A 17,293-nucleotide genomic window follows, 5' to 3' on the forward strand; every position below is an offset into this window, starting at 1 on the left:
CCGGACCAGTGCGGGCCGGCGCGCCATCGACCATCACCAGGAAATTCTCATGACCCGTGACGTCGTCATCGTCGGCGCCGCCCGCACCGCCATCGGCGGGTTCGGCGGCAGCCTCAAGGATGTGCCCCTGTCCACCCTCGCCACCACGGTGGTGAAGGCGGCGCTCGATCGCAGCGCGGTGGAGCCGGACGCCGTGGGCCATGTGGCCATGGGCAACGTCATTCCCACCGAGCCGAAGGATGCCTATCTCAGCCGCGTCGCCGCCCTGAAGGCGGGCCTGCCCAAGGAGGTGCCCGCTTTCAACGTGAACCGGCTGTGCGGCTCGGGCCTGCAGGCCATCGTCTCGGCGGCGCAGACCATCCTGCTCGGCGATTGCGACATCGCCATCGGCGCCGGCGCGGAATCCATGAGCCGCGGCCCCTATCTCGCTCCCGGCATGCGCTGGGGCCAGCGCATGGGCGATGGCCGCATGGTGGATTACATGGTGGCCGCCCTGCACGATCCGTTCGACGACATCCACATGGGCGTCACCGCGGAAAACGTCGCCGCCCGCCATCAGGTGAGCCGCGACGATCAGGATGCGCTGGCTGCCGAAAGCCATCGCCGCGCGGCGGCCGCCGTGGCGGAAGGCCGCTTCCGCAGCCAGATCGTTCCGGTGGAGATCAAGACCCGCAAGGGCACGGTGATCTTCGACACCGACGAGCACGTGCGCCCCGACACCACCGTCGAGGTGCTGGCGAAGATGAAGCCGGTGTTCAAGCCCGATGGCAGCGTCACCGCCGGCAACGCCTCCGGCATCAACGATGCGGCCGCCGCCGTGGTGCTGGCCGATGCCGTCACCGCCGAACGCAAGGGGCTGAAGCCGCTGGCCCGCCTCGTCGGCTATGCCCATGCCGGCGTCGAGCCGGATCACATGGGCATCGGCCCGGTGCCGGCCACCCGCAAGGTGCTGGCGCGCACCGGCCTCACCGTGGCCGATCTCGACGTGATCGAATCCAACGAGGCGTTCGCCGCCCAGGCCTGCGCGGTCTCCCGCGAGCTCGGGTTCGATCCCGCCAGGGTGAACCCCAACGGCTCGGGCATCTCGCTGGGCCATCCGGTGGGGGCCACCGGCGCCATCATCACCATCAAGGCCATCGCCGAATTGCACCGCACCGGCGGGCGCTATGCCCTCGTCACCATGTGCATCGGCGGCGGCCAGGGCATCGCCGCCATCTTCGAGCGCCTCGGCGCCTGAGCACGGCCGGGTGCGGACGCGCCAACGTTCCGCACCCGGACCACACGAACACAAAAGACAAACAACGGGGGGATGCATGCGCGCCTTGATGCAGCAGCGCGAGCTGAACGTCTCGGACATCATCCGGTTCGCGTCGCGCTATCACACCGCCGCCCGCGTCACCACGCGGCGGCCCGATGGCAGCACGGTCGCGTTCAGCTATCCACAGATCGAGGCCCGCGCCGCCCGCCTCACCAAGGCGCTGCGCCGGCGCGGCATCGCCCCCGGCACACGGCTCGGAACGCTGGCCTGGAACGATCACCGGCACCTTGAGATCTATTACGGCCTCGCCGGCCTCGGCGCCATCTGCCACACCATCAACCCGCGCCTGTTCCCGGCCCAGATCGCCTACATCATCACTGACGCGGCCGATGCCATGCTGTTCGTGGATCCGCTGGAGATGGCGGTGGCGGAGGCCATCGGCCCTGCGCTGAAGGCGGCCGGGGTGAAGACCCTGGTGGTGCTCGGCGAGGATGCCGATGTGCCCAACACCCCGCTCAAGGCCGAGCTGGAGGTGATCTCCTATGAGAGCCTGATTGGCGCCGAAACGCCCGATCTCGATTGGCCCCGTTTCGATGAAAACGAGGCGGTGAGCCTGTGCTACACCTCCGGCACCACCGGCCAGCCCAAGGGGGTGCTCTACTCCCACCGGGCCATCGTGCTGCACAGCTATTCCACCAATCTGCCGGACTTCTTCGGCCTGCGCTCGGTGGATGTGGCGATGCCGGTGGTGCCCATGTTCCACGTCAACGGCTGGGGCGTGCCCTATAGCGCGCCGCTGGTGGGGGCGAGCCTGGTGCTGCCCGGCCCGCGACCCCAGGCAGCGGCCCTGTGCGATCTCATCACCAACCATGCCGTCACCTGGTCGGCGGCGGTGCCCACCGTGTGGCTCGGGGTGCTGGAGCATCTGCGCGCCACCCGCCCGACCCTCGCGGCACCATTGCGCATCGTGGTGGGCGGCGCCGCCTGCCCGGCGCATCTGGCCGCCGCCTTTCACGACGAATTCGGCATCACCGTCAACCACGCCTGGGGCATGACGGAAACCACCCCCTGCGGCCTCTACAACCAGCGCAAGGTGGAGAATAAAAACCTGCCGCAGGCGGAATGGCTGGCCCTGCAGCGCCGCCAGGGCCGCCCCACCTTCGGCGTCGAAACCCGGGTGATGGGCGCGGAAGGCACGGATGTGCCGGCCGATGGCGCGAGCCCCGGGGAACTGCTCATCCGCGGCCCCTGGATCGCCTCGGGCTATTTCAAGGTCAACGCCACCGATGCCGCCTTCACCGCCGACGGCTGGTTCCGCACCGGCGACATGGTGACGGAGGATGCCTCGGGCTATGTGGAGATCGTCGACCGCGCCAAGGATCTCATCAAATCCGGCGGCGAATGGATCAGCTCCATCACCCTGGAAAACATTGCCTGCGGCCATCCCGACGTGCAGGAGGCGGTGGTCATCGCCGCCCAGCACCGCAAATGGGACGAGCGCCCGCTGCTGCTGGTGGTGCCGAGGCCGGGCCATGCCATCGACAAGGCGGCGCTGCTCGACTGGTACCTCGGCAAGGTCGCCAAATGGTGGATCCCCGATGACGTGGTGGTGGTAGACGCCTTGCCCCACACCGCTACCGGAAAGCTGCAGAAGACGGAAGTCCGCAAGCAATTCGCCGATTACATCCTGAAGCGGGACGACGCCGCGCAGTAATCGCGCGCATTCATTTCATCATGTTTGCGCCAAGAGGCGCCAGAAGGTCCAGGGGGAGCTCGTGCCAGTCGAAACACGCATCGAGAACGGGATCGGGGTTGTCGTCTTCTCAAACCCGCCGCTCAATCCCATTTCCGCCACCGCCGGCATTCCCCAGGCGCTGCGGGAGGCGGTCACCGCCCTCGACGCCCATCCCGATGTCACCGCTTTGGTCCTAGCCTCAGAGGGGCGGATGTTCAGCGCCGGCGCCGACATTGCCGAGTTCAATGGCGACGCCGCCACCATCGCCGGTCCCATCCGCGGCCTCTGCGCCACCCTCGACGGCCTCGCCAAGCCGGTGGTGACGGCCATCCAAGGTGGCGCCCTCGGCGGCGGGCTGGAGCTGGCCCTTTCCACCGATTATCGCCTCGCGACGCCCGACGCCCGGCTCGGCCTGCCGGAGGTCACGCTGGGCCTCATTCCCGGCGCCGGCGGCACCCAGCGCCTGCCCTGCCGCATCGGCGTTGCCCCGGCGGTGAAGCTCATCACCACCGGAACGACGGTGAGCGCCACCACCGCCCAGGCCATGGGGCTGGTGGATGAGGTGGTGACGGGCGACGTGCGCACCGCCGCCATCGCCTTCGCCCGCACCCTTTCCGGCCGGCGCCGCAGCCGCGACACCGCCCCCGCCACCGACGGCGCCGCGGAGGCTCTGGCCACCGCCCGCGCCCAGGCCGCGCCAGGGGCGCCGGGGGATGCGGCGCGGGCCACCGTGGAGGCCATCGAGACCGGCATGCGGGACGGCTTCGATGCCGGGCTTGCCGCCGAATATGGGCTGTTCGACCAGTTGCTGGTGAGCGAGCCCGCGCGCGGCCTGCGGCACCAGTTCCTGGCCGAGCGGGCGGTGGCCCGGGTGCCGGGGCTCGAAGCCCTGGAGAAGCCCCAGCCGGTGCGCGCCGTCGCCCTCATCGGCTCCGGCACCATGGGCACCGGCATTGCCCTGGCGGTGGCGCAGGCGGGCCTGCCGGTGACCGTCATCGACACCACCGAGGCCGCGCTCGCCCGCTCCCGGGCCACCGTCGCCTCCACCATCGCCCGGACGGTGGAGCGCGGCCGCCTCACCGCCGAGGCCGGCGCCGCCCAGGAAGGCCGCATCCGCTTCTCGTCCGACATGGCGGACGTGCGCGGCGCCGATCTGGTGATCGAGGCGGTGTTCGAGGACATGGGGGTGAAGAAAACCGTGTTCGAGGCGCTCGACCGGCTGGCCGATCCCGGCACCCTTCTCGCCTCCAACACCTCGACCCTGGACGTGGACCAGATCGCCGCCTTCACGCGCCGCCCGCAGGACGTGATCGGCACCCATTTCTTCAGCCCGGCCAATATCATGCGCCTGCTGGAAGTGGTGCGGGGCGCGCAAACGTCGCCCGCCACCCTGGCCCGTGCGATGGGCTTCGCCAAGCAGATCCGCAAGGTGGGCGTGGTCTCCGGCGTGTGCGATGGCTTCATCGGCAATCGCATGTTCGAGGAATATCTGCGCCAGGCCTATGTCCTCCTGGAGGAAGGAGCCCTGCCGCAGCAGGTGGATGCCGCCATGGAGGCGTTCGGCATGGCCATGGGGCCGCTGCGCACCATGGACCTCGCCGGCCAGGACATCGGCTGGAGCATCCGCAAGCGCCGCGCCGTGGAGCAGCCCGACCGCCCCTATTCCCGCATCCCCGATCTCATCTGCGAAATGGGCCGCTTCGGCCAGAAGACCGGCGCCGGATATTATCTCTACGGCAAGGGCGGCAAGGCCGAGGTGGATCCGGCCATCGACACCCTGGTGGTGGAGGAATCCAAGCGCCTCGGCCTCACCCGCCGCGCCATCAGCGATGAAGAAATCGTCGAGCGCTGCGTGTTCGCTTTGGTGAACGAGGGCGCGCGCATTCTGGATGACAAGATCGCCTATCGCCCCCTCGACATCGATACGGTGTGGGTGTGCGGCTATGGCTTCCCGCGCTTCCGCGGCGGTCCGATGTTCTACGCGGACCGGGTGGGCCTGCCCCGGGTTCTGGAGCGCATCTCTGCCTTCGCCGGCGGCTATCAGGGCTGGGCCTGGGAGACGGCGCCGCTGCTGCGCCGCGTTGCGGCCACCGGCCTGTCCTCTCTCAATGGAGACGCTGCGTGACCACGCCCGGCACTTTGCATCGCCTGTTCGATCTCACCGGCCGCGTCGCCCTCATCACCGGCGGCTCGCGCGGCATCGGCCTTCAGATGGCGGAAGCCCTGGGCGAGTACGGTGCCCATGTGGTGCTTTCCGCCCGCAAGGTGGACGAACTCGCCGCCGCCAAGGCCCATCTGGAGCATCAGGGCATCGCCTGCACCACGGTGACGAGCGATCTCGCCGATCCCGGAGCCATCGTCCCCCTGGTGGAGGCCACGGGGGCGGTCGCCGGGCGCATCGACATCCTCGTCAACAATGCGGGCGCCACCTGGGGCGCCCCAGCCGAGGCCTATCCGCCCCAGGGCTGGGCCAAAGTGATGGACCTCAACCTCAACCGGCTGTTCGATCTCACCCGCGAGGTGGCGGCGCGGGCTATGCTGCCCAAGAGCTACGGGCGCATCGTCAACATCGCCTCCATCGCCGGCCTCACCGGCAATCTGCCCGGCATGGAAGGCACCGCCGCCTACAATGCCTCCAAGGGCGGCGTCATCGCCTTGACCCGCGCCCTGGCCGCGGAATGGGGGCGGCGCGGGCTCACGGTGAATGCCCTGGCGCCCGGCTATTTCCCCTCCAAGATGACCGCCGGCACCCTCGATGCCCACGGCGAAGCCCTCACCGCCATGACGCCGCGCGGCCGCCTCGGCGGCGCCGACGACCTGAAAGGCGCGGTGCTGCTGCTGGCTTCCGACGCCGGCGCCCACATCACTGGCCAGACCCTGGCGGTGGACGGCGGCATGACGGCGCTGTGAGCGCCCGGCCGCATCCCGCCCCGAACCCCGAGGAGCCCTCATGACCGATGCGCTGATCCGCCGATCGGACCTCGACTTCCTGCTGCTGGACTGGCTCGGCGTGGAGCGTCTCGCCGCGCTTGCCCCCTTCGCCGAGCTCAACCGCGAGACCCTCACCGCCCTTCTGGACCTGAGCGACAGCCTCGCCGCTCGCCATTTCCTCAGCCACTACAAGGCGGGCGACCAGAGCGAGCCACGACTCGACGGCGAAAGCGTGCGCATCCTGCCGGCCATCCACACCGCCCTCAAGGCCTATGCGGAGGCGGGCCTGTTCGGCCAGAGCTTTGCCGCCGAGCACGGCGGCCTGCAACTGCCGCTGACGGTGGCCGCGGCCTCCTTCGCCCATTTCCTCAGCGCCAATATCGCCACCGCCGCCTATCCCATGCTCACGGTGGCCAATGCCCGGCTGCTCACCCGCTTCGGCAGCCCCGAGCTGATCGCGGCGCTGGCCCTGCCGCAGATCGAGGGGCGCTTCTTCGGCACCATGTGCCTGTCAGAGCCGCAGGCGGGATCGTCGCTGGCCGACATCACCACCCGCGCGGTGGCGGATGGCGCCGACGGCCTCGGCGCCCGGTATCGGCTCGCCGGCAACAAGATGTGGATCTCCGGCGGCGATCAGGATGCCTCGGACAACATCTGCCACCTGGTGCTGGCCAAGATCCCCGGGCCCGACGGCAAGCTCGTGCCCGGCACCGCCGGCATCTCCCTGTTCGCGGTGCCCAAAGTGCTGGTGGCGCCGGGGGAGTTCGCCGGCAGCCGCAATGATGTGACGGTGGCGGGCCTCAACCACAAGATGGGCTATCGCGGCACCGCCAACTGCCTCCTCAACTTCGGCGAGGGCCGCCACCGGCCGGGCGATGCCGCCGGGGCGGTGGGCTATCTGGTGGGTGCGCCCGGCCAGGGCCTCGCCATCATGTTCATGATGATGAACGAGGCGCGGCTGCAGGTGGGGCTCGGCGCCGCCGCCCTCGCCTATCGCAGCCATCGCCTGTCGGTGACCTATGCCACCGAGCGCGCCCAGGGCCGCCCGCGCGGCGCCGCGGCGGACACCAGTCCGGTGCCCATCGCCCGCCACGCCGACGTGAAGCGGCTGCTGCTGGCGCAGAAAAGCTATGCCGAGGGCGCCCTGGCGCTGGTGCTGTTCTGCTTCCATCTGGCCGACCGCGCCGAAGTGGGACAGGACCAGGCGGCGCAAGCGCTGCTTGATCTCCTGACCCCCATCGCCAAGACCTGGAGCTCGGAATGGGGGCTGGTGGCCAGCGACATCGCCATCCAGATCCATGGCGGCTATGGCTACACGCGCGATTTCGACGTGGAGCAGCTCTACCGCGACAATCGCCTGAACCCCATCCACGAAGGCACCACCGGCATCCAGGCGCTGGATTTCGTCGGCCGCAAGCTGGTGCGCGACAAGGGCGTCGCGTTCGCCGCTTTGCTGCAGCAGATCGACGCGACCCAGGCCCGCGCTGCCGCCTCCCCCACACTGGTGGAGGCCGGCCGCATGCTGGGCATGGCCCGTGCCGCCGTGGCGGAGCTGGTGGAGAGCGTAGTGGCGGACCCGGCGGCCACCGCCGCCCTCGACAACGCCACCGCCCTCCTCTCCGCCTGCGGCCATCTGGTGGTGGGCTGGATGACCCTCGACCAAGCCCTCACGGCGCAAGAGCGGGCGGACCAGCTGCCGCCGGAACTGGTGGCCGGAAAGGTCGCCGCCGCCCGCTATTTCAGCGCCCACGAGCTGCCCAAGATCCCCGGCTGGCTGGCCCCATTGCGGTCCGCGCCGCAGCTGTTTTCCGAACTGTCGGCGGAGATGTTCTGACCGCCGACACACCCCGGGCACCCATCAAAAAGTGAATGACAACAGTCATCAAGGGAGGAAGCCATGTTGCCGGGTCATCGTGTGAGGAAAGCTCTTAGGCGCGCGCTGGTGTCGCTCGCCCTCGCCAGCAGCGCCCTGAGCGGGCCGGCCTTTGCGCAGGTCGCGAAGGATGCGGTGCGCATCGGCGTGTTGAACGACCAGTCCGGTCCCTATGCGGACCCGCAGGGCCCCGGTTCGGTGGCCTCGGCGCGGCTCGCCATCCGGGATTTCGGCGGCAAAGTGCTGGGCAAGCCGGTGGAGCTGCTGGTGGGCGACCACCAGAACAAGGCGGACATCGGCGCCAGCATCGCCCGCCGCTGGATCGACGTGGACGGAGTCGGAGCCATCGTCGATTTCGGCAATTCCGCCGTCTCCCTGGCGGTGCAGGACCTCGCCAAGAACAAGGCGGTCATCATCAACGTCAGCTCGGTGACCGACCGGCTGTTCGGCGATGCCTGCTCCCCCACCGCCTTCGTGTGGAATTATGATTCCTCCACCATCGCCAACGCCATCGGCCGGGCGGCGGTGAAGGCGGGCGGCGACACCTGGTTCCTGATCGTCGCCGATTATTCCTTCGGCCAGTCGCTACAGCAGCAGATCGAGCGGGTGGTGGTGCCGGCCGGCGGCAAGATCGTCGGCGTGGCGCGCCATCCGGTGGCGACCACCGATTTCTCCGCCTACCTGCTCCAGGCCCAGGCCTCCGGCGCCAAGGTGGTGGCCGCCCTCAATGCCGGCGACAACACCATCAACACCATCAAGCAGGCCGGCGAGTTCGGCCTGGTGGAGGGCGGGCAGAAGATCGCCGGCACCGCCTTTTACATCACCAATGTCCACGCCCTCGGCCTGAAGACCGCGCAGGGGCTGCAGTTCGTGGTGCCCTTCTATTGGGACCAGGACGACGCCTCCCGCGCATTCACCCGCCGGTGGCGCGCCGAGCGCGGCACGGATGCCGCCCCCTCCCATCTCCAGGCCGGGGTCTATAGCGCGGTTCTCGCCTATCTGCGGGCGGTGGAAGCAGCCGGCACCGACGATCCGGTGAAGGTCTCGGAAAAGCTGCGCGAACTGCCGGTGAACGACTTCTATGCCCAGGGTGCCAAGGTGCGTGCCGATGGGCGGCTCATGAAGGGCATGACCCTTTATGAGGTGAAGACGCCGGCGGAATCCAAGGGGCCGTGGGATTATCTGAAGCCGGTGCGCGCCATGCCCGCGGAAGAGATCATCCGCCCCCTGGCTGAAAGCAACTGCCCCTACGCGAAGGCGAACTGATGTGCCGTGGGGCGGACTGCACCAGATCTTCCGCTGCGGAATACAGATCCCGCCCCACGCACGCCAGCCTTGAGCACAGCGGGCAGCAGGCCCGGCCAGGGTCCCTGCCAAGGACGCAGCCCGGCCCGCCGCAATGACAGTGTCCACCGGCACTCCCCCCGCGACATCGCGTCCACTCGGAAAAATCCTGACGGGCCATCTGTTTGCGCGGGCCATGCCGGCGCGAGGGCGCGCCGGCGCAGGGGAGCCTAGACGCAGCCGGCAAAAGCGCTAAGTTCTCGCGCCCAAGGATCGCCCCACCCGGGGACGAGGCCGGTGCCCATGCTCCGCGCAGGACCCCACCGGCCAGTGCTCGAACTGCAATGCTGAAGGACGCCGAGATCGTGCCCGATAGCCCAATCAACCCGCCGCAACTGTCGCTGGCCAAAGACAAGATCAAGGTGCTGCTGCTCGAAGGCGTGAACGACAGCGCCGTGCAGCTCATGCAGGATGCCGGCTACACCAATATCACGCGCCTCGCCAAGGCGCTGGACGGTGATGCGCTGAAGGAGGCCATCAAGGGGGTGCACATCCTCGGCATCCGCTCGCGCACCCACATCACCGCCGAGGTGCTGGAAGCCGCCGACCGGCTCATCGCCATCGGCTGCTTCAGCGTCGGCACCAACCAGGTGGACCTCGACGCCTGCCGTGCCCAGGGCATCCCGGTGTTCAACGCCCCCTTCTCCAACACCCGCAGCGTGGCGGAGCTGGTGATCGGCGAGATCGTGATGCTGCTGCGCCGCATTCCCGCCCGCTCGCATGCCGCCCACGAGGGCCGCTGGGACAAGTCGGCCACCCACAGCCACGAGGTGCGCGGCAAGACCCTCGGCATCGTCGGCTATGGCAACATCGGCTCGCAGCTGTCCAACCTCGCCGAGGCGATGGGCATGCGGGTGATCTTCTATGATCTGATCGACAAGCTGCGCCAGGGCAATGCCGAGCCCACCGCCAGCCTTGAAGAGCTGCTGGGCCAGGCGGATGTGGTCACGCTGCACGTGCCGGAAACCGCCGCCACCCACGGCATGATCGGCCGGCGCGAGCTGGCCCTGATGAAGCCGGGCTCCTACTTCATCAACAACAGCCGCGGCACCGTGGTGGATCTGGAAGCGCTCGCCGATGCCCTGCGCTCGGGTCACATCCTCGGCGCCGCCGTGGACGTGTTCCCGGTGGAGCCCGGCTCCAATGGCGAGCGCTTCACCTCGCCCCTGCAGGGGATCGACAATGTCATTCTCAGCCCCCATGTGGGTGGCTCCACGCTGGAGGCGCAGGAGCGCATCGGCGCCGAGGTGGCGCGCAAGCTGGTGGATTACAGCGATACCGGCTCCACGGTCGGCACGGTGAATTTCCCGCAGGTGCAGCTGCCGGCCCGCCCGCTGGGCACCCGCTTCATCCAGGTGCAGCGCAACCTGCCGGGCATGCTCGGCCGGCTGAACGAGGTGCTGGCGCGCCACTCCGTCAACATCGCTGCGCAGTATTACGAGACCGACGCAGACATCGGCTATGTGGTGCTGGACGCCGATGCCTCCGCCGCCGACAGCCAGGCGGTGCTGGAAGACATCCGGGCGCTGGAAGGCACCATCCGCGCCCGCCTGCTCTACGAATACAAGGCCTGATCCCATCAGCCCCGGTCTTCGACCGGCGCCACGCGGGTCCGCTCAAGCGCCGCGCGGGCTTGACCAACGGTCCATGAGAAAAGCTCATGAACCTTTGGTATGAGCCGCGTTCCGGCTCACCCGTTCAAAGAGAAAGGCGCCGGTGGCCCAGCCATCGGCGCCTTTCTCTTTGCGGGCGCCACCCGTCAGCGCCAGCCGAGGGCTGGCGCGACATGGGTCAAGATCGCCTCGATGACGTGGGCGTTGTAGTCGACGCCCAGCTGGTTGGGCACCGTGAGCAGCAGGGTATCGGCCTCGGCGATGGCCTCGTCCTTGGCCAGTTGCTCCACCAGCTTGTCGGGCTCCCCGGCATAGCTGCGGCCGAAGATGGCGCGGGTCTTCTCGTCGATGAAGCCGATCTGGTCCTGGTCCTGGCCCGAGCCGCCGAAATAGGCCCGGTCGCGGTCATCCACCAGGGCGAAGATAGAGCGGCTCACCGAGGCCCGCGGAGCGCGCGCATGGCCCGCCTCTTTCCACGCCTCGCGATAGGCGCGGATCTGTGCCGCCTGCTGCACATCGAACGGGCGGCCATCCTCGTCGTCCTTCAGGGTGGAGCTCTGCAGATACATGCCGAGCTTGGCGGCCCAGATGGCCGTCGCGTTGGAACTCGCCCCCCACCAGATGCGCTCGCGCAGCCCCTCGGAATGGGGCTCGAGGCGCAGCAGGCCGGGCGGGTTGGGGAACATGGGCCGGGGGTTCGGCTGGGCGAATCCTTCCCCGCGCAGCACGTCCAGGAACACTTCGGCATGGCGGCGGGCCATGGCGGAAGCGTCCTCGCCCTCCGGCGGGCGGTAGCCGAAATAGCGCCAGCCGTCGATCACCTGTTCCGGCGAGCCGCGGCTGATGCCGAGCTGCAGCCGGCCGCCGGCGATGAGGTCGGCGGCGCCCGCATCCTCCGCCATATAGAGCGGGTTCTCATAGCGCATGTCGATGACGGCGGTGCCGATCTCGATGCGCTGCGTGCGCGCCCCCACCGCTGCCAGCAGCGGAAACGGCGACGACAATTGCCTAGCGAAGTGATGGACGCGGAAGTAAGCGCCGTCGGCGCCCAGCTCTTCCGCCGCCACCGCCAGCTCGATGGACTGCAAAAGCGCGTCCGACGCGCTGCGGGTCTCGGATTGGGGCGAGGGGGTCCAATGCCCGAAGGAGAGAAAGCCGATCTTCTTCACGATGCTGCCGTATCAGGGAAAACAGGTGCGCACAGTACGCCGCCGGCGCCTTATGCGCACCTCCTGCCCGATCACAACGACGCGGGCTCGCCGCGTCAATGCACCAGCAGTTCCGGCCCCATCACCGCATAGGGCAGCCAGGTGGAGAGGACCGGCACATAGGTGACGAGGATCAGGAACAGGAACAGCACCACCACGAACGGCGCCGCCGCCTTGACCACCTGCACCAGGCTCATGCCGGTGATGCCCGAGGTGACGAACAGGTTCAGGCCGATGGGCGGCGTGATCATGCCGATTTCCATGTTCACCACCATGATGATGCCGAGGTGGATGGGATCCACCCCGAGCTGCATGGCGATGGGGAACACCACCGGCGCCACGATCAGCAGCAGGCCCGAGGGCTCCATGAACTGCCCGCCGATGAGCAGCAGCACGTTCACCGCGATCAGGAAGGTGAACCAGTTGAAGCCCATGTTCAGCATCAGATCAGTGATGGCCTGAGGGATCCGCTCCGAGGTGAGCACATGGGCAAACAAGAGCGCGTTGACGATGATGAACATGAGCATGATCGTCGTGCGGGCGGCATCCACCGTGACCTGGCGCGTCTCCTCGTTGAAGAAGGCCCGCAAGGCGTTGCGGCCGCTCAGCGCCAGGTTCCGCCCCCACACCGGGAGGCTCGCCGCCAGATAGAGCGGGATCTGGCCGACGCTGGCGCGCTCGCCGCGCCACAGGATGTAGCTGCCGCCCAGAAGCGCGCCGATGACGAGGCCGGACAGGGCGCGCGTCTGGATGTTCAGAAGCGCGCTCTCCACCTTGTCTGTGGCGAAGAAGGTCAGGATCATCCAAACGCAGAAGAAGGCGGCGCCATAGACCGTGGCGGAAAAGCCCACCCGCGCCCGCCGGCTGTCCCGCTCCAGCACCCAGGGCACGCCCTTCATGGGCCCCATGTCGCGGTAGATGAACAAGGCCACGAAGAAGGCATAGACCGCAGCCACCGCCGCCGCCTCGGTGGGCGTGAAGACGCCGCCATAGATGCCACCGAGGATGATGACGATGAGGAACAGGCCCCAACCGGCCTCCTTGCCACCCTTGAGGATCTCGCCGAAGCCGCGCCATGGTTCAGCCGGCAGCCCCTTCCAGCGGGCGAACACATAGATGGCCGCCATCAGCATGAAGCCCGCCACCAGGCCCGGGATCACCCCCGCCAGGAACATGCGCCCCACCGAGACATCGGTGGCCGCCGAATAGACCACCATGACGATGGAGGGCGGAATGAGGATGCCGAGGGTGCCAGCATTACAGATGATACCGGCGGCGAAATCCCGCGAATAGCCCACCTGCCGCATGCCGGCGATGGCGATGGTGCCGATGGCCACCACTGTTGCCGGCGAGGAGCCGGACAGCGCGGCGAACAGCATGCAGGAGAGCACCGAGGCCATGGCCAGCCCGCCGCGGAAGTGGCCCACCGTGGCAATGGCGAAATGGATGAGCCGCCGCGCTACGCCGCCGGTCGACATGAAAGCCGAGGCGAGCACGAAGAAGGGGATGGCCAGCAGCGTATAGTTCTGCGAGGCCGTGAACAGCTGCAAGGCGATGGACGACATGGAGTCGGTGGAGAAGAAGGCGATCGTCAGAATGGACGACAGACCCAGCGACACCGCCACCGGCGCACCCAGGAACAGCAGGCCGAACAGGAGGCCGAAGAGAACGACGAGTTCCATCCCGGTCAATCCTTCAACACGTCTTTGTTCTTGGCGACGAGGTCTTCGGCTTCATGGCTGGCGATCACCAGCTCCCGCTCGCCGCGCCAGATCTGAACGAAGGCCTGCAGGCCGCGATAGGCGAGCAGCGCCAGCCCCACCGGCAGGATGAGATAGGCGATCCAGCGCTGCACCCGCTCCTGAACCCCGAATGCCTCCTGGATGAACAGCGGATAGCGCAGGTCATCGAGGCCGATGCCGACCTTGTAGAAGCGGGTCCAATACGCCACCGCGCCGCCCTTGGTGTGGGCGCCCAGATAGGTGAGCCAGTCGGCCGACAGCAGGATCACCGCATAGAGCACGACACTGAGCGCACCGAACAGGGCCGCGAGGCGGAACAGCCGGCGCGGCAGCGCGCGGATCGCCGCATCCACCCCCAGGTGCAACCCCTGCTTGATGCCGTATCCCATGCCGAACAGGATCATCCAGGCGAACAGGATGCGGGTGAGCTCCAGGGCCCCGCCCCATCCGGACGAGAAGCCGTAGCGGGCGATGACCTGGATGAAGGAAATGAGGGTGATGGCCGCCAGCAGCAGCGCCAGGACATTCTCTTCAAGCCGTGTCACGGCCTTGGGAAAACGGCGCTCCGCGAGGAACAGCAGCACAATGAGACCAAGGATTGCGAAATAGGGCCAGGAGGCTGCCATGGTGTTCCCCGAGGCCGCCACGTTGCGGCGGCGATGCGGTCAGGACTGTGGGCTCCAGTGACGACACCGGCGAAGCGGCGGGGGCCAAATGCCCCCCCGCCTGGTCCTCAGCCGCCGTTGGCTGCCACCGCGGCCTTGATGTTGTCCTGGCCGATGTCCTTCTCGAACCGGCTCCACACGGGTTTCATGATGTCCACCCAGGCCTTGCGCTGCTCAGGCGTGAGCACCCGCACCACCGAACCGGCCTTGATGATGTTCTCGCGGTTCTTGTTCTCCACGGCGGCCACTTCGGCATTGGCGCCAGCGGTCACCTCGTCGACGATCTTCAGGAACTGGTCGCGCACGTCCGGCTTCAGGCCATCCAGCCATTCGGTGGACGTGACCAGCAGATAAGCGAGAACCTGATGGTTGGTCTCGGTGATGCCGTCCTGCACCTCGAAGAACTTCTGGGTGTAGATGTTCGACCAGGTGTTTTCCTGGCCATCCACCACACCGGTCTGCAGGGCGCCATAGACTTCCTTGAAGGCGAGCTTCTGCGCCGAGGCGCCCAGGGCCTTGATCATGGCTTCCGCGACATCCGAGGTCTGGATACGGAACTTGAGGCCCTTGGCGTCGGTGGGCAGAATCAGCGGCTTGTTGGCGGAGAACTGCTTGAGGCCGGAAATCCAGTAGCCGAGCCCCATGTAGCCCTTGTCCTTCATCACCGTCAGCAGGTTCTTGCCGGTGGGGCTGGCCGTGAAGCGGCCCACCGCATCCAGGTCCTGGAACAGGAAGGGCAGATCGAACAGGCGATACTTGAGGGTGTAGGCCTCGAACTTGGACAGCGAGGGCGCAGCCAGCTGCACGTCACCCAGAAGCAGGGCTTCCAGCACCTTGTCATCGTCGAACAAAGTGGAGTTGGGGAAGACCTCCATGCAGGCCTTGCCGTTCATCTCCTTGTTCACCCGGTCGGCCAAAAGCCGCGCCGCATCCCCCTTGGGATGGCCCGCATTGGCAACCACATGGCTGAATTTGATGACCACCTCTCCCGGGTCGCAGCCTGCGGCCTGAACCGCCGGAGCGGCAGCGGAGAGGGCAAGCGCGGACACCACTGCCAGAAGCAGCTTCTTCATCTCGGCGTTCCTCCACTCGGGGCATCTTCGGCCCCGCTTATTGGCTTTCGCGCCAGGCCCGTTGGCGCGGGCATGGCAATCGGCAAGACGGAACCTCGGACCCCGCGGGTGACCGGCATTGAAGCCGGCCCTCCCCACAGCCGATGGCGTGCGCCAAACCCGGCGTCCCGTACCGCTGCGTCACACGGTACAGCAAAACGCCGCGCTTCAACATGCGTTATCGTGTAGGGCGGGATCAAGCACGACGAACGGACCACTGGTCGTTTCGTCTCCGACCCCTTTTCGTCTCCACTCCCTGGTGGGCAGTACCGCGGGGCGGCGAGCGGTCGCTCAGCTGGCGAAATCGATCAGCACGGTCTTGTGCCGCATATTGGCCTCCACCGCCTGGCGGCCGAGATCCTTGCCGATGCCGGAGCTCTTGTAGCCCCCCGTTGGCAGGATGAAGTCCCCGGTGCGGTTGTAGCGGTTGATCCACACGGTGCCGGCCTGGAGGGTGCGCATGGCCCTGAGCCCACGGGCGAAATCGCCAGTGTAAACGCCGGCCGCCAGCCCGTAGTCCGGATGGTCGGCGAGGGCGAAGCCCTCCTCCTCCTCGTCAAACAGCTGGAAGGTGATGACGGGGCCGAACACTTCCTCCCGCACCACCGGCGTCTGCTCGTTCGCCTGGGTCATGATGGTGGGCTGGTAGAAGGCGCCGGTGAATTCGGCGAAACGCGCCCCGCCCACCAGGGCTTCCGCCCCGGCGGCGCGGCTGCGCGCCAGGATGCCGTCGATGCGGTCCGCCTGGGCCGGCGAGATGATGGGCGAGAAAGTCGATGCCGCGAGCCAGGTGAGACCCGGCTCTACGGCGGCAAAGTGCGCCTTCAGCTTCTCCAGCAACGCCTCCCCCACCGCCCGCTGGACGATGACGCGGGAGCCGGCGACGCAGGCCTGGCCCGCATTGCCCAGGATGGACTGGCAGATATGGCCGGCCACCTGGTCGAGATCCGGCGCATCGGCAAACACCAGCTGCGGGCTCTTGCCGCCCAGTTCCAGGGTCACCGGCTTCATGCCCGACTGGGCCGCCGCCGTCATCACCGCGGCACCGGTGCGGGTGGAGCCGGTGAAGGAGAGCTTGCCGATGCCCGGATGCCGCGACAGCGCCTCTCCCGTCACCGCGCCGGTGCCCTGCACCACGTTGAAGATACCCGCCGGCATCCCCGCCTCGATGGCGAGTTCGGCGAGGCGCACGGTGGAAAAGGGCGTGAGCTCGGAAGGCTTCAGCACGATGGCATTGCCCGCTGCCAGCGCCGGCCCGAGCTTCCATGAGGCCATGATGAGCGGGAAGTTCCACGGGGTGATGGCCCCCACCACCCCATAGGGCTCGGAAATGATGAGGCCGAGATTGTCGGCCTTGGTGGCGGCCACGTCGCCGCCGAGCTTGTCGGCATATTCGGCGCAGAAGCGGATGCATTCAGCGCTGAACACCACATCGCCGCCGGCCTGGGCGATGGGGCGGGTGGAGCCGAACGCCTCCAGCGGCGCCAGGGTCTCGCTGCGCGCCTCCATGAGATCCGCCCAGCGCCGCAGGATGCGCGCCCGCTCCCGTGGCGGGCAGGTGGCCCAGCCACTGGTGCGGGCCGCCGCCTGCGCATTCACCACCGCCCGGTCCACCAGATCGGCCCCGCCGATGGGCAGCTCCGCATAGGCCACCGCGTCCGACGGGCGCCGTACCGTCACCGTGTCGCCGCCCCGCCCCTCCACCACCTCGCCACCGATGAAGTGGCCATTGGCAAAGGCAATCTGGCTCGGATCGAAATCACGCATGGCAGACCTCACGGCAGGACGTCAGAGCGGAACGGGAGACGGGTG

Annotated in this window: 12 protein-coding genes; 7 read left to right on the top strand and 5 right to left on the bottom strand. The window is 68.0% G+C overall.

Annotated features, from left to right (window positions below):
* Positions 1 to 49 precede the first annotated feature (49 nt).
* The 7 genes from MEU52_RS17695 to serA all read left to right on the top strand — a co-directional run bounded on the left by MEU52_RS17695 (position 50) and on the right by serA (position 10,715).
* The gene (locus MEU52_RS17695) at positions 50 to 1,237 is read left to right on the top strand and encodes an acetyl-CoA C-acyltransferase family protein (protein ID WP_238123224.1); all 1,188 of its coding nucleotides are present in this window, start codon (positions 50 to 52) and stop codon (positions 1,235 to 1,237) included.
* Positions 1,238 to 1,313: 76 nt separating this feature from the next.
* The gene (locus tag MEU52_RS17700) at positions 1,314 to 2,972 is read left to right on the top strand and encodes a long-chain fatty acid--CoA ligase (protein ID WP_238123223.1); all 1,659 of its coding nucleotides are present in this window, start codon (positions 1,314 to 1,316) and stop codon (positions 2,970 to 2,972) included.
* A 61-nt stretch (positions 2,973 to 3,033) separates the two neighbouring features.
* A complete protein-coding gene (locus tag MEU52_RS17705) occupies positions 3,034 to 5,118 on the top strand; it encodes a 3-hydroxyacyl-CoA dehydrogenase NAD-binding domain-containing protein (RefSeq protein WP_238123222.1) in 2,085 nt (694 codons plus the stop codon).
* Entirely contained in the window at positions 5,115 to 5,903 is a 789-nt protein-coding gene (locus MEU52_RS17710) for an SDR family oxidoreductase (protein ID WP_238123221.1), read from the top strand. Before MEU52_RS17705 ends, MEU52_RS17710 begins: the two co-directional genes overlap by 4 nt.
* A 40-nt stretch (positions 5,904 to 5,943) precedes the next feature.
* The gene (locus MEU52_RS17715; RefSeq protein WP_238123220.1) at positions 5,944 to 7,758 is read left to right on the top strand and encodes an acyl-CoA dehydrogenase; all 1,815 of its coding nucleotides are present in this window, start codon (positions 5,944 to 5,946) and stop codon (positions 7,756 to 7,758) included.
* A gap of 108 nt (positions 7,759 to 7,866) precedes the next feature.
* On the top strand, positions 7,867 to 9,063 hold the full coding sequence (locus MEU52_RS17720; protein WP_238123219.1) for an ABC transporter substrate-binding protein: 1,197 nt from the start codon (positions 7,867 to 7,869) through the stop codon (positions 9,061 to 9,063).
* Between the two features lie 362 nt (positions 9,064 to 9,425).
* Positions 9,426 to 10,715 (top strand): phosphoglycerate dehydrogenase, encoded by a 1,290-nt coding sequence (gene serA / locus MEU52_RS17725; protein ID WP_238123218.1) that lies wholly within the window; start codon positions 9,426 to 9,428, stop codon positions 10,713 to 10,715.
* 185 nt (positions 10,716 to 10,900) lie between these two features.
* Here serA and MEU52_RS17730 read toward each other — a convergent pair whose 3' ends face one another.
* The 5 genes from MEU52_RS17730 to MEU52_RS17750 form a co-directional block, all read right to left on the bottom strand.
* Positions 10,901 to 11,923, bottom strand: a complete 1,023-nt coding sequence (locus tag MEU52_RS17730) for an LLM class flavin-dependent oxidoreductase (protein ID WP_238123217.1) — start codon at positions 11,921 to 11,923, stop codon at positions 10,901 to 10,903.
* 95 nt (positions 11,924 to 12,018) lie between these two features.
* Positions 12,019 to 13,644, bottom strand: coding sequence for a TRAP transporter large permease (locus tag MEU52_RS17735; protein WP_238123216.1), 1,626 nt, complete (start codon positions 13,642 to 13,644; stop codon positions 12,019 to 12,021).
* A 5-nt stretch (positions 13,645 to 13,649) separates the two neighbouring features.
* Complete coding sequence (locus tag MEU52_RS17740) at positions 13,650 to 14,330, bottom strand: TRAP transporter small permease (RefSeq protein ID WP_238123215.1); 681 nt, start codon at positions 14,328 to 14,330, stop codon at positions 13,650 to 13,652.
* Between the two features lie 107 nt (positions 14,331 to 14,437).
* The gene (locus MEU52_RS17745; protein ID WP_238123214.1) at positions 14,438 to 15,442 is read right to left on the bottom strand and encodes a DctP family TRAP transporter solute-binding subunit; all 1,005 of its coding nucleotides are present in this window, start codon (positions 15,440 to 15,442) and stop codon (positions 14,438 to 14,440) included.
* A 330-nt stretch (positions 15,443 to 15,772) separates the two neighbouring features.
* Entirely contained in the window at positions 15,773 to 17,248 is a 1,476-nt protein-coding gene (locus MEU52_RS17750; protein WP_238123213.1) for an aldehyde dehydrogenase family protein, read from the bottom strand.
* Positions 17,249 to 17,293 lie beyond the last annotated feature (45 nt).

It is taken from the genome of Xanthobacter sp. NM-25, assembly GCF_022138605.1.
Classification (GTDB): Bacteria; Pseudomonadota; Alphaproteobacteria; order Rhizobiales; family Xanthobacteraceae; genus Xanthobacter.